Origin of the sequence: Mesorhizobium sp. M1399 (assembly GCF_040317735.1) — a bacterium.
GTDB lineage: Bacteria > Pseudomonadota > Alphaproteobacteria > Rhizobiales > Rhizobiaceae > Mesorhizobium.
In genome coordinates, this window is sequence record NZ_JAMYKZ010000008.1 from 215,285 (window position 1) to 227,691 (window position 12,407).

The window sequence follows — 12,407 nt, forward strand, 5'->3', positions numbered from 1 at the left end:
AAACTACGACCTGAGCGGCGCAACCAGATCGCGAGGGGTTCCGTCGCGGTCTGTCCTCTGCAGCGACAACACGCCTGCCGTGGCATGATAACTGTCAGTTTCGTTGGTCAAGAAGGCCACTATACTGTCCCGCGCGCGTCGCGCCTCCGGCATGTCGATCAACGGCCAGACATGGAACATGCCTTGCTCGTGGACGACCTCAATTTCGACGCCGGCCGCGCGTGCCTTTTCAGCGAAGATCAGATTGTCGGGGGTGAGCAGATCGCGTGAACCGGTCAGCAGCAACGTTTTGGGCAGCACCGACAGGTCGCCGTAAACCGGGCTGATGCGCCAGTCGGTGGGATCTATACCGGCGCTGTAAAGCCGGATCGCCTCGCGGCCGCCAGCAATGCCCAGCCACGGATCGTTGCGTTCAGCCTCATACATTTCTGGGTTGGCGAGCGACACGTCGAGGCCGGGCGAAATCAGCACGTGGCGTGATGGCAAGGGCAGGCCGTCTTGCGCAGCCATCATGGTCAGCACGACGGCCATGTTTCCGCCGGCGGAATCGCCCATGAAGATGATGTCATTCGCCCCGGTTTCGCCGAACATCTGGCGGTAGACGGCGCCGACCATGCCGAACATGGCGTGGAAATCGTGTTCGGGAGCAATGGGATAGATCGGCACAGTGATGCCGAACCCGAGACGGTCGGCCATGTCCGCGATCAGCCGCCAATGATAGGGTGTGATTTCAAAGACGTAAGCGCCGCCGTGCAGGTAGAGAATCCGCCTCCGCTCGCCAGCCTTGGGCGCGATCTCGTAGACGGGGAAGCCGCTGATCGTGCGGGTTGTGATCTCCAGGCGCGACTGCAGCGACGCAGGCGGCTGATGGTTTTCAGTCTTGCGCGCATAGGCGATCCAGCGCTGCAGGTTCTCCGGGCTGGAAAACGCCTTCTTGCGGCTGTACCTGAGGACGAACGACACGACGTGGCTTTTGAGGCTGGGCATACAGATACACGGACTTCGGCTGAGCCGACTAAGAGAACCCCCGACTATTTCGAAGATTGTGTCGCCACCAAAAAAGTCAAGATTTATGCGATCTCAACACGGTGGTTTGATCCCGGCCGGCGACAAAGTGTCCGGCCTATGGAGTCCCTGGCCCAGCGGCGCAGCTCAACGCCGGGGCAGTAATGCGGCGCGCAGCCAATTGCTGGGTGCAGCCGGAGCCGCATTGCGGCCCCGGCGAATACCGAGCAGCTTGCATTTGTCGGTAAATTTCATCCGCGCTGCATGCCCCAGCCGACCGAAAGCTGCTTTTTGCTCGATCGCGGCGACACCGGCCAGCCAATGTCCTTCTGGATCTCAGGCGGCAGGCTGTTCAGGATGCGCAGTGACTTGCGCGCTTCGCGTGCTTTCTTGAAGGCCGCACCATAGCGGCCGAGGCTTTCGAACATCGACATCTTGATCTCCTTTGGAGCGTTGCGGTGGCCGGAAACTGGTTCTGCCTGCCGTTCGATGCCGGTTAAATGCACCGCCTATGTATCTGGCGGATTTCACGAAAACGCGATTTCGTTTCCAGATCGGCGCGATCTGGAAACATTTGCATACAAATGAAAATGGAAGGTATGACAGGCCTAGCGGGGGCGAGTCATCCCCGCCCGCGCCGCGCGGCGTGGCCTTCGCGCGAACGCCGCCGCGGGGCGGCGTCGCCGGCAATGCCGTCTTCGCTCACCGTCTTGCGCGGCGGCAGTTTGACCGCCGCCGAAAGCTTGGGGAACGGGTCGATCTTGTTCGGCAGCGCCATGGCGTAGACGAAATGCTCCTGGAATTTCGGCTCCAGGGCCGTCTCAATCTTCTCGATCCTGCTGACGGTTTCCTCGATCTCGCGGCGATAGCCGCGGTTCAACAGCGCCATGCGGGCACCGGCGCCGGCCGCATTGCCAACGGCCGAGACCTTGTCGAGGTCGCAATCCGGGATCAGGCCCAGCACCATTGCGTATTTCGGGTCGATGAACGAGCCGAATGCACCGGCGAAGTGGATGCGGTCGACATGATCAGTGTGCTGCTTTTCCATCAAAAGCTTGGTGCCGGCATAAAGGGCGGCCTTGGCAAGCTGGATAGCGCGCACGTCGGTCTGGGTGATGGTGATCTTGGGCCCGCCTTCCTTCAGCACATAGGAGAAGGTGCGGCCGTTGGCGACGACGCGCGGCGAGCGGGCGCTCAGCGATCCGTCGACGACACCGTCCTCGGAGATGACGCCGGCGAGATACATCTCGGCGACTACCTCGATGATGCCGGAGCCGCAGATGCCGGTGACGCCGGTCGCCTGCACGCTGTCGAGGAAGCCCGGCTCGTCGGACCAGAGTTCCGAGCCGATGACGCGATATTTGGGCTCCAGCGTTTCGGGATCGATACGGACGCGCTCGATGGCACCCGGTGCGGCGCGCTGGCCGCCGGAGATTTCCGCGCCCTCAAAGGCCGGGCCGGTCGGCGAGGATGCCGCCACGACCCGCTGGCGATTGCCGAGCACGATCTCGGCATTAGTGCCGACATCGACGATCAGCATCATTTCGTCCTGGCGGTGCGGCCCCTCCGACAGCGTCACCGCCGCCGCATCGGCGCCGACATGGCCGGCAATGCAAGGCAGCATATAAAGCCTGGCGCCCTGGTTGAGCTTCAGGCCGATATCCGATGCCTTGATGTGGACGGCGCCGGAGATCGCTAGCGCGAAGGGAGCGCCGCCGAGCTCGGTCGGATCGATGCCGAGGAACAGATGGTGCATGATCGGATTACCGACGAAAATGGAATCCAGTATGTCGTTGCGCTGGACGCTGCCTTCGGCGCAGACCTTGTCGACGAGGCCCGAAATGGCCTCGCGCACGGCGACTGTCATGCCTTCGCGGCCGTCCGGGTTCATCATCACGTAAGAGACGCGGCTCATCAGATCCTCGCCGAAGCGGATCTGCGGATTGGATGTACCCGACGAGGCGGCGACGCGGCCCGATAGCAACGACACCAGATGCATGGCGATCGTGGTCGAGCCGATATCGCAGGCAAGCCCGTACGCCTCGTTCTTGAGGCCTGGCCACAAGGCGATGACCCGTGCGGTCTCGCTGTCGGTGTCCTTGTGGATGGCGGCGGTCGCTGCCCAGTTGCCTTTGCGCAAAATGCCTTGCACCTGCGGCAACAGATGGAAATCGAAATCGAGGCTCTTGAGGCCCCAGTCCTTCATCAGCGCGATTTTCAGGCGGTCGAGGTCGCCGAGCGGCTTGTGCATGTCGGGTTCTTCGATCTCGACATAGCACATGCGGATTGCCGCATCGCGGGCGATGACCCTGGTGTCGGCGTCTTTGCGGATGGTTTGCGCGTTGATGACGGTGTCCTGCGGCACGTCGACGACGAGATCGCCGAGAATCTGCGCCGAGCAGGACAGGCGGCGGCGTTCGGGCAGCCCACGAACGCGCTCGTAGCGCTCTTCCTTTGCGCCCTTGGGCGAGATGTGGTCGTTGGAGGAAACGATCTTGTGCTTGGCGAAATTGCCTTCCTGCACCTCAATCTGGCAACGCCCACAAGTGGCACGCCCGCCGCACACGCTCTCGACATAGACACCGAGCTGGCGCGCGGCATCCAGCACCGGCGTGCCGACCGGAAACCGCCCCCGCTTGCCAGACGGCATGAACAGCACGAGCGGATCGGTGATGTTGACGGGAGAGTTCATACGTTCCAGACTTTACTTTCTACGCTGCTCAGGTCTTGGCCGCGGCAGCGATGCCGCAGTGTTTCGGTTCCTCCCCAGTCCTAAGCCCCATATCGTGTCGGCCAAGCCATGGCTCAACCCCGGGCCATCCGCGCTTCGCGGCCGCCGCGCCTGCGTCCGCCATTGCCATTGCCATCGCCCGGCGCGTTGACCTGCGTCCGGGCGGCAACGGCCTGGCCGCCTTCGGCAGGCTTGTAATCCTTGTAGGTCCTGATCCAGTTGGTGCAGTTCTCATCGGTGCCGTTCAGCACATTGGCGCCACGCACCGCTTCCATTTCCTGCGGCCGCACCGGGTTCATGATCGCCGAGGTCATGCCGGCGCCGATCACCATCGGAATGAAGGCGGCGTTGATGCCATGACGGTGCGGCAGGCCGAACGAGATGTTAGAGAGGCCGCAGGTGGTGTTGACCTTGAGCTCCTCGCGCAGGCGGCGTAGCAGTGCAAACACCTGGCGGCCGGCATCGCCCAACGCGCCGATCGGCATGACCAGCGGGTCGACGACCACGTCATGCGCCGGAATACCGAAGTCTGCGCAGCGCTGAACGATCTTCTTGGCGACGGCAAAGCGCACGTCGGGGTCCATCGAAATACCGGTCTCGTCGTTGGAAATGGCGACGACCGGAACGTTGTATTTCTTGACCAGAGGCAGGATGGCCTCGAGCTTTTCCTCCTCGCCAGTGACGGAGTTGACCAGCGGTCGGCCCTTGGCGACTTTCAGCGCCGCTTCGATCGCCGCGGTCACCGAGGAGTCGATCGACAGCGGCAGGTCGACCAGGCCCTGCACGATCTCCAGGGTCTGCACCAGCAGGCCGGGTTCGGTCTCGTTCGGGTTGACCGAGGTGACGCCGGCATTGACGTCGAGCATGGTTGCGCCGCAGGCGGCCTGTTCCAGCGCATCCCTGATGACGGTCTCAAAATTGCCCGCGATCATTTCGGCGGCCAGCTTTTTGCGGCCGGTCGGGTTGATGCGCTCGCCGATCACGCAGAAGGGCTGATCGAAGCCGATGATGATTTCTCGTGTCGCCGAGGCGACGATGGTCCGGGTCATGAAATCTCTCCATCGTGATATAAAGAGTTCTTTATATCGTTATCTGTTTCTGATCAAGCGAATGCTGACGATTCGCGCTGTCAATGCGCGGTCTTGACCATGTCGACCTGGGTTTCGGTGAGGTCGTCATGCAGTATGTGGTCGAGCCGGTCGGCAACGAGCTGGTCGTCGCGGCGGATTTCGCGCTTCCACGGCCGGCGGCCCTTCAGCACGCCGGACTCGTCGACGATCTCGGCGACATACTCTTCCTGGCGATAGGCCATCACATGGACGCCGGACACACCTGGAATTTCCTTCACCTCATTGATGATGTCGATGCAGAGCTGCTTGCCTTCCTTCTTCTGATCCTGAGCGCCTTCCAGGCGCTTGACGATCTGATCGGGAATGTGAATGCCCGGCACGTTGGAGCGGACCCATCTGGCCGTCTTGGCCGAGGCCAGCGGCCCGACTCCGCACAGGATGAAGCATTTCTCGGTATAGCCGAGGTCGCGGACCTTCTGCATGTAGGTGCGGAACATCGGTACGTCGAAGCAGTACTGGCTCTGCACGAACTGCGCGCCGGCGGCGATCTTCTTGCCCAGCCGATACGGCCGGAAATCGATCGGCGGCGCGAACGGGTTGATGGCCGCGCCAAGGAAAAGCTGCGGCGGCGTGGTGAGTTTGCGGCCGGACAGGAATTTGCCGTTATCGCGCATGATGCGGCAGGTTTCGAGCAGCGACATGCAGTCGAGATCGAACACCGGCTTGGCGCCGGGCTGGTCGCCGGCCTGCACGCCGTCGCCAGTCAGGCACAGCATGTTGGCAACACCCATCGCGGCACCCCCCAGCACGTCGCCCTGGATGGCGATGCGGTTCCGGTCGCGGCAGGCGATTTGCATGATCGGGGCATAACCCATGCGGGTCAGCAGCGCGCAAATACCGACCGACGACATGTGGCAGTTGGCCCCGGAAGCGTCGACGGCATTGATCGCGTCGACCCAGCCGTCGAAAATCCTGGCGCGGTTGTAGACGTCTTCCGGATCGGCGCTGTCGGGCGGATTGAGCTCGGTCGTCACTGCGAACTCGCCGCGCCGCAGGACCCGCTCAAGCCGGCCGCGCGAGGTGTGACCGGGCAGGGGATCGAGCGGCAAATGGATGCCGGCCGGATTCTCGTCTGGCTGACGGCCGATCATGCCGACGCTCCGGTGTTCGTAGTATTCTGGGCCGCATTGCGGGCGGCCGCGGCCTGCGCGGTCACCCGCAGCCAGGCGGAGGTTTCGCGCAAGGACTGATCCACCGGCTTCTGCACGTCCAAAATCTTGTCGCCATGCACCATGTTCTGCGAGCCTTCCCAGGCCTTGACCCAGACGCAAGGCATATCAGGCTCGACCTCGCAATTGCCGTTGGCGCGCACACCGCCGCAAGGGCCGTTGCGCAATTGCTTAGGGCAGTTCATCGGGCACGACATGCCGGTCGAGGAAAGAATGCACTGACCGCACATGCGGCAGTCGAACATGAAGCCCTTGACGCGCTTCTCGACGAATTTCACCGGCCCTTCGACACGGCTGTAGCCGATGCCTTTCCATAGCGGGTGGAGAGTCAGGAACATGTCGGCGAATTTGGCGTAGAACCACTCGAGCAGCCGCGAATGCCGCACCGACCAAAGCCGCACCGCAAACGAGCGCTGCACGCGCCGCTGCGGCGACACGTCAGCCGGCTTGTAGTCGGATTTCGGCGCCGCCTTCTTGACGATTGTCGCCTGGGTCACGCCGCCTTGAGCCGTCGTCGCCGGCATTGATTGGGGATCAGACATTTTCTTTGCCGCCCGCCTTGACCAGAGCGACCAGCCGCTCACGGTCGTATTTCGCATCGAGCTCCTGAAGAGCCTTCTCGGCCTCGACTTCAAGATCGTCACTGACTGGGACGGGCTCTGCCTTGCGCCATTCGGCAAGATAGTCGTCGGTGCCGCCGGCGCCGGTGCGCATGGCGCACATGTCGATCGCCTCGGTGAAGCGCAGCGGCAGTTCGCGCTTGGCGTTCTGCCGGCCCTTCTTGATGATGACCTGGGCGGGGATGTCGCGCCAGTAGACGACGATCAGATCGGCCATGAATTCCTGCTCCTGGAGAGCGCCGCGCGTCCAATCGAACGCACAAACGATGCTCTACCACCTAACTCCGCTGCATCGTGCCCTCCGAAGATCGATTCCGATCCTTTGGGCCGATGCAGTGGTTTCGAGCATTGCCGGAAGCGCTGTTGGGCTGCTTGTTATGGGACGACGCGGGGGCCTTCAAAAGCGACGCAATCGACGGCTGCGGCTGAAAGCGGAGTCTCTTCCAGCACTGGTCAGCCGGCGCGGCCATCGAAGCTGCCGACCAGTTTCCTGTGGAAGCGCACGTAACCTCGTTCGGTCGTGCGTAAATGCTCCGCGATGATCTCATGGAAGCGCGGCAGGCGATGGAAGGGAACGGCCGGATAGGAATGGTGCTCGGAATGGTACGGCATGTTCCAAGCCACGAAGCGCACCAGCCTTGTGGTGAAGGTGGTGCGGGTGTTCTCGAGCATGTTGGCGACATGCGGGCACAATGCGTGCTCGGCCAGCAGGTAGGCCCGCAAAAACGGCTGTGCGACCAGCACCGGCACGATCCAGACCCACAACAGCAGCGCCGACTGTGCGGCGAGCGATGCGGCCAGCAACACCGCATAGCCGATCAGGAACAGCCGCGCTTCAATAACCACCTTGCCGCGGCCCTTTTCCGGCACAAAGCCGTCGCGGTTGCGGCCCGCCGCATTGGTTGCGATCACACGAGCCATGCCTATCCAATAGGGGCCGCCGGACAGATAGCGCAGATATTGGCTGATGGTCTCCGGCTTCGGCGCCATCAGTTCGGGGTCGTTGTCCGGGTCGTGGGTGTGGCGGTGATGGGCGAAATGGAAATAGCGGAACCATGCGGGCGGCAGCAGGATCAAGAAGCCGGCCACGGCGGCAACAGCGCGATTGAGCCACGCCGTTCTGAACGCCGTTTCATGGATGGTCTCGTGCAACAGCGTGAAGAAGAAGACGATCAGGATCCCCTGCGGCAAGACGAGAAGCGGCCAGAACGGGATGCGGGCGGCGATCAGTGCGCCCAGCACGACAACCAGCCCGCCATGGACGGCCAGCCGGACAATGCCTGGCCCGTCGACCCGGGCGGTGAGGTCGCGACGTTCCTCAACCGAAAGACCGGCAATGATGGTGCGGTGGTCGATGTCGCTCATGATGCAATGTTAGCGGCGGGTGGCTGTCGGGTAAATCGGCGCGCGTGTCACCAGACGCCGTTTCTTATCCCGGTCCAGAGATAGAACCAGACCGTCGGATGATACCATTGTCTCGAAGGCAGACCGGGATCGACCGTGCCGAGCTTGCCGGCCAGCGCATCCCTGACCGCCTCGACGCAGATGTCGCGCGAGAATGCCGCCTGCCGCAACGCGTAGCTTGAAATAGTGTCGCTAGGTTGGGGTTTGCCGCGTGCCTGCCGCAACACCCCGCCAGTGTCGACGCCGGCGTCGACCAGATGCACGGTGGTGCCGAAGTTTTCCGCATCGCCTGAAGCCAGCGCCCAATAGCCGCCGTTCATGCCACGATATTTCGGGGCGATGCCGGCATGGTAGTTGAGGACCGGGCAAGGGATTTTCGCCAGCGTCTGCCGCGACAGCAAGCGGCAGCCGGCGAGCAGCACGACACCCGGCTGGATTTTCTCGATCGCCTGCAGGCACTCCGGCGCGTTGGCCGACGAGACCTGGACGATCTTTTGCCCAGGCTTCGGTTCGGTTTGCAGCTTTTGCTCGGCGGCGAGCCGTGCTGCGTGGCCGGCGAAGAAGCGCTTGCCGAGCCGGGTCAGCATCATCGTGCCGAGTTGACCGATGGCCGAGGTCCAGCCTTGCCGCCGCGCCCGCCCGAGAAGCAATTGCCTTTTGGATTCAGGGGTTTCGAGGATGACGCTGACAGGCGCGAGGTGGTCGGCGATGGCGTTGACGATCGCCCAGATATGCGGGCCGCCTTCGGTGACGACGACGATCGGCCGTTGGTTTGTTTTCGACCGTGCCATGCTTCGCGACCCCCGCAAAGAGCTGTTCTTTGTGCGCGAATGCTAGGTTGACCGGGTTAACCCTTGGTGATCGGGGGCGGGCTCAGCGCTTGAATTCGAGGATGTCGAGCTTCGATTCGTAGTGGGGCGCCGGGAACTCGATGCGCCATTCGCTGGCGCTGTGGCGGAAGGCATAGCCGACCTGATCGCTTTCCGGGCCGCTGCCGTAGGGCTTTGCCGGTTCGTCGTTGACGTAGAAGGAACCTAGATAGATCGCGCGTTTCTCGCCATCGTCGAAGAAGCGGCCCTTGGTGCGCTGCGAACCGGTGATCTTTTCCAGTCTCCAGCCGGAACCGTCGTCGCTCACCTTGCATTTGAACCAGCCATAGATGACGAGCGGGCTCAATCCGCCGGCCTTGATGGTGCGGCATTGCCAATTGCCGGTCAGGTCCTTGTCGGAGAAGGAAACCAGCGGCTTTGCCAGCAAGGCGTCGAGCTGCTTGACCTCGGCGGGATCGCCGGCCTTCGCCTCGTCAAGCGCTGCCTTGCGCGTCTCGCCATATTTGTCGAGGCGCGCCTTGTCGGCAGCGGTGATCAGCTTCTGCACTTCGCCATCGGCGAACGCGGGCAACGTCAAGCAGAGGACAGCTGCTACGGCAAACATAAGGCGAGCGATCATTGGTGGCGTTTCCCTTTTGATGACTGGAGCAGCCTGTTTTCTTGTCTGGCGCATACCTTAATGTTTCGCCGCGCTCTGTCATCCTTGCTTGAGCATCGACAGCAGAAACGAGGTGGAAAGAATGCGGATCTTGCTGACGGGATCGTCGGGTTGGCTGGGCAGGGCCTTGGCGCCACGCCTGCGGACTCTCGGCCATGACGTCACTGGCCTCGATCCCGTCCCATCCTCGGAAACGCGAATCGTCGGCTCAGTCGCCGATCGCGACCTGGTCATGAGGGCGGTCGAGGAGAACCGCATCGAGGCCATCATCCATAGTGGCGCGCTGCACAAGCCTGACATCGAACATCATCGCAACGAGAATTTCGTCGAGACGAATGTGCGCGGCACGCTCAACCTGCTCGATGCGGCGGCAACTTTCGGCGTTCAGCGCTTCATCTTCACGTCGACGACATCGCTGATGATTACCCAGGCCATCCGCGCCGGCTTGCCCGGCAGGGCGGCTTGGCTAACGGAAGACATGTCGCCTGAACCGCGCAACATCTACGGCGTGACAAAGCTTGCGGCGGAACATCTTTGTCGGCTCTACCATATCCAGTTCGGCCTGCCGGTGATCGTACTGCGCACCGCCCGCTTCTTTCCCGAAGCAGACGATATGGCGCATGTGATCGAACAGTCGGACGCCAACACCAAGGCCAATGAGCTGTTGTTTCGCCGGCTGACGGTGGAGGATGCTGCCGACGCCCACATCGCTGCCTTGGAGAAAGCGCCGCAATTGGGCTTCGACACCTTCATCATCTCGGCACCGACACCTTTCCAGCCCGACGATTGCGCGGCATTGATCGCCGACGCACCGTCGATCGTCGCGCGCTATTTTCCGGATTATCCGGCACTCTACTTGAAGAAAGGCTGGACGATGTTTTCGTCGATCAACCGGGTCTACGATGCGTCCCGGGCGAGGGACCGGCTGGATTTCGTCTGCAAGACGAGCTTTGCCGATGTGCTCGCTGGGCTCGAAGCTGAAGAAAACGGTGCCTAAAGTGTCAGGCCAGGGCTGAGGCCCCAGCCAGTTCCTTCGTCAGGTCGCCGTAGCCGGTCGAGCGGCGCTCATAGGCGAGGCCGAGCATTTTCGCCGCCTTTTCGGCGACCTTGTCGAGTTCCGGGTCGTCGGTCTGGGCGATGTAGATCAGCTTCTCGTAATTGCCGAAATAGTCCTTGATCAGCTCCGGGTGCTTGTCGAGGCCGAGCGGCTTCATGAAGAAGGCATCGAATTGCCGGCAGAGGAAATCGGTCATGTAGAACGACATCATGTCGTCATCGGCAACCTTCGCATAGGCATCCATGCCTTGGTAGAAGGCAAAGCAATGCGGCCCGGCCATGCGCTCGACGCCATGCTTCTCGCAGATCCGGTCGAGCAGGCCACCCGTGCCGCAATCGGCATAGCCGACGAAGATGTGTTTGTAGCCGTCAGCCCTGGCCTTGGCGATTGCCTTGTCCATGGCCGGCGCAATGCGGTCCGGATAGAAATGGAACTCCGCCGGGAGGCAGGTCAGGTCGAGATGGTCGAGCCCGAGCTGCTCCTTGACCGCCAGAACTTCGCGCGCAATCATCCCGCAGGCGATGACGAGCAGCCTGTCGCCTTGATCGGATTGTTGTTTTCGCGCGGTAGTCATGGAACCAGTCTAATCCATCTTCGTTGCTGTCCAGCGAATTTATATTCTGAGGGAGACACCAATCATGAAATTGTTCCGCGTTGCGCCAATCGCTATTCTCGCCTGCGCCCTGGCTGTTTCGGCCTGCGCCAACACGGTGCGCGGCGTCGGTAAGGATATCAAATCCACTGCGAAGGCGGTTGACGATACCGTCAAGAAACCCTGATCTGCACGATTTCAAACATTTGGGAATAAAAAAGCCGCACTGCAAGGCGCGGCTTTTCTCGTCGGTGCCGAATTTATTGACTCAGGCCGAAGCGCGGACGTTGTGCTTGCGCTTCATGAAGTCCTTGGCGGTCTCGACCGCCACCGCGGCGTCGCGGCAATAGGCGTCGGCGCCGACGGCTTTGCCGAATTCCTCGTTGAGCGGCGCGCCGCCGACCAGCACGACATAATCATCGCGAATGCCTTTTTCCTTCATCGTATCGATGACGACCTTCATGTAAGGCATGGTCGTCGTCAGCAGGGCCGACATGCCGATGATGTCGGGCTGATGCTTTTCGATGGCATCGAGATATTTTTCGACCGCATTGTTGATGCCGAGGTCGATGACATCGAAGCCGGCGCCTTCCATCATCATGCCGACGAGGTTCTTGCCGATGTCGTGGATGTCGCCCTTAACGGTGCCGATCACCATCTTGCCCTGCTTCGGCGCGCCGGTGGCGACAAGCAACGGACGCAGGATGAACATGCCGGCCTTCATCGCGTTGGCCGACAGCAGCACTTCCGGAACGAACAGAATGCCGTCGCGAAAATCCTCGCCGACGATGCGCATGCCTTCGACCAGAGCCTCGGTCAGCACCTTGTAAGGCGCCCAGCCGCGCTCGAGAAGGATGTTGGTGCCTTCCTCGATTTCTTCCTTCAACCCATCATAAAGGTCGTCGTGCATCTGCTGCACCAACTCGTCGTCGGAGAGTTCCGAAAGGATGATCTCGTCGTCGGCCATTTTTTCTCAGGCTCCTTGCCGGCTACAACTATCGCGGCAGCTTAAAAATATCGCGCCATTACCTAACCCGCGCGGGCCGGTTGTCCATAGCTGATTTGCGACTTCCCGCAAAACGAAAGCGACCGTAAATCTCTTGGAATTCTTGTCGATTTTGCGACAGGCGTTGGCGCTGGCGGGCCGTTTCGAATAAGGTGCATGGCTACGATCCGGCCAGAGACCGCAATATGCGGCTGCAAATGGATTT

At 61.7% G+C, this 12,407-nt stretch carries 14 protein-coding genes; 2 read left to right on the plus strand and 12 right to left on the minus strand.

The annotated features are described in order from the left end of the window. Positions 1–3: 3 nt before the first annotated feature. From NKH05_RS16165 to NKH05_RS16210, 10 genes are all read right to left on the minus strand, one after another. Positions 4–987 carry an alpha/beta hydrolase gene (locus NKH05_RS16165; RefSeq protein WP_023719926.1) on the minus strand — a complete coding sequence of 328 codons (984 nt, stop codon included), beginning with the start codon at positions 985–987 and terminating at the stop codon, positions 4–6. Positions 988–1,256: 269 nt separating this feature from the next. After that, positions 1,257–1,439 (minus strand): hypothetical protein, encoded by a 183-nt coding sequence (locus NKH05_RS16170; RefSeq protein WP_023719927.1) that lies wholly within the window; start codon positions 1,437–1,439, stop codon positions 1,257–1,259. Positions 1,440–1,627: 188 nt separating this feature from the next. After that, positions 1,628–3,697: an ASKHA domain-containing protein gene (locus NKH05_RS16175; RefSeq protein ID WP_023719928.1), complete on the minus strand. Its 2,070-nt coding sequence runs from the start codon at positions 3,695–3,697 to the stop codon at positions 1,628–1,630. A gap of 113 nt (positions 3,698–3,810) precedes the next feature. Next, entirely contained in the window at positions 3,811–4,785 is a 975-nt protein-coding gene (locus NKH05_RS16180) for a methyltetrahydrofolate cobalamin methyltransferase (protein ID WP_023719929.1), read from the minus strand. A gap of 80 nt (positions 4,786–4,865) precedes the next feature. Then, positions 4,866–5,957 (minus strand): methylenetetrahydrofolate reductase, encoded by a 1,092-nt coding sequence (locus NKH05_RS16185; RefSeq protein WP_023719930.1) that lies wholly within the window; start codon positions 5,955–5,957, stop codon positions 4,866–4,868. Then, on the minus strand, positions 5,954–6,577 hold the full coding sequence (locus tag NKH05_RS16190; RefSeq protein ID WP_023719931.1) for a methylenetetrahydrofolate reductase C-terminal domain-containing protein: 624 nt from the start codon (positions 6,575–6,577) through the stop codon (positions 5,954–5,956). The genes NKH05_RS16185 and NKH05_RS16190 overlap by 4 nt, the downstream gene beginning before the upstream one ends. After that, complete coding sequence (locus NKH05_RS16195; RefSeq protein ID WP_023719932.1) at positions 6,570–6,872, minus strand: virulence factor; 303 nt, start codon at positions 6,870–6,872, stop codon at positions 6,570–6,572. The genes NKH05_RS16190 and NKH05_RS16195 overlap by 8 nt, the downstream gene beginning before the upstream one ends. 236 nt (positions 6,873–7,108) lie before the next feature. Then, a complete protein-coding gene (locus NKH05_RS16200; RefSeq protein ID WP_245278621.1) occupies positions 7,109–8,020 on the minus strand; it encodes a fatty acid desaturase in 912 nt (303 codons plus the stop codon). A 47-nt stretch (positions 8,021–8,067) separates the two neighbouring features. Next, positions 8,068–8,850 (minus strand): formyl transferase, encoded by a 783-nt coding sequence (locus NKH05_RS16205; RefSeq protein WP_023719934.1) that lies wholly within the window; start codon positions 8,848–8,850, stop codon positions 8,068–8,070. A gap of 82 nt (positions 8,851–8,932) precedes the next feature. Continuing rightward, positions 8,933–9,508, minus strand: a complete 576-nt coding sequence (locus NKH05_RS16210; RefSeq protein WP_352856322.1) for a DUF4893 domain-containing protein — start codon at positions 9,506–9,508, stop codon at positions 8,933–8,935. A 121-nt stretch (positions 9,509–9,629) separates the two neighbouring features. On the opposite strand from NKH05_RS16210, the gene NKH05_RS16215 reads away from it, so the two are divergent. Further along, positions 9,630–10,544, plus strand: coding sequence for an NAD-dependent epimerase/dehydratase family protein (locus NKH05_RS16215; RefSeq protein WP_023719936.1), 915 nt, complete (start codon positions 9,630–9,632; stop codon positions 10,542–10,544). A 4-nt stretch (positions 10,545–10,548) separates the two neighbouring features. On the opposite strand, the gene NKH05_RS16220 is transcribed toward NKH05_RS16215, so the two are convergent. After that, positions 10,549–11,178, minus strand: coding sequence for a DUF1638 domain-containing protein (locus NKH05_RS16220; RefSeq protein WP_023719937.1), 630 nt, complete (start codon positions 11,176–11,178; stop codon positions 10,549–10,551). A 64-nt stretch (positions 11,179–11,242) separates the two neighbouring features. On the opposite strand from NKH05_RS16220, the gene NKH05_RS16225 reads away from it, so the two are divergent. Beyond that, a complete protein-coding gene (locus NKH05_RS16225) occupies positions 11,243–11,383 on the plus strand; it encodes an entericidin A/B family lipoprotein (RefSeq protein WP_023676507.1) in 141 nt (46 codons plus the stop codon). Positions 11,384–11,464: 81 nt separating this feature from the next. Here the strand turns inward: NKH05_RS16225 and NKH05_RS16230 are convergent, their stop codons facing one another. Beyond that, complete coding sequence (locus NKH05_RS16230) at positions 11,465–12,163, minus strand: cobalamin B12-binding domain-containing protein (RefSeq protein ID WP_023676506.1); 699 nt, start codon at positions 12,161–12,163, stop codon at positions 11,465–11,467. Between the last annotated feature and the right edge of the window lie 244 nt (positions 12,164–12,407).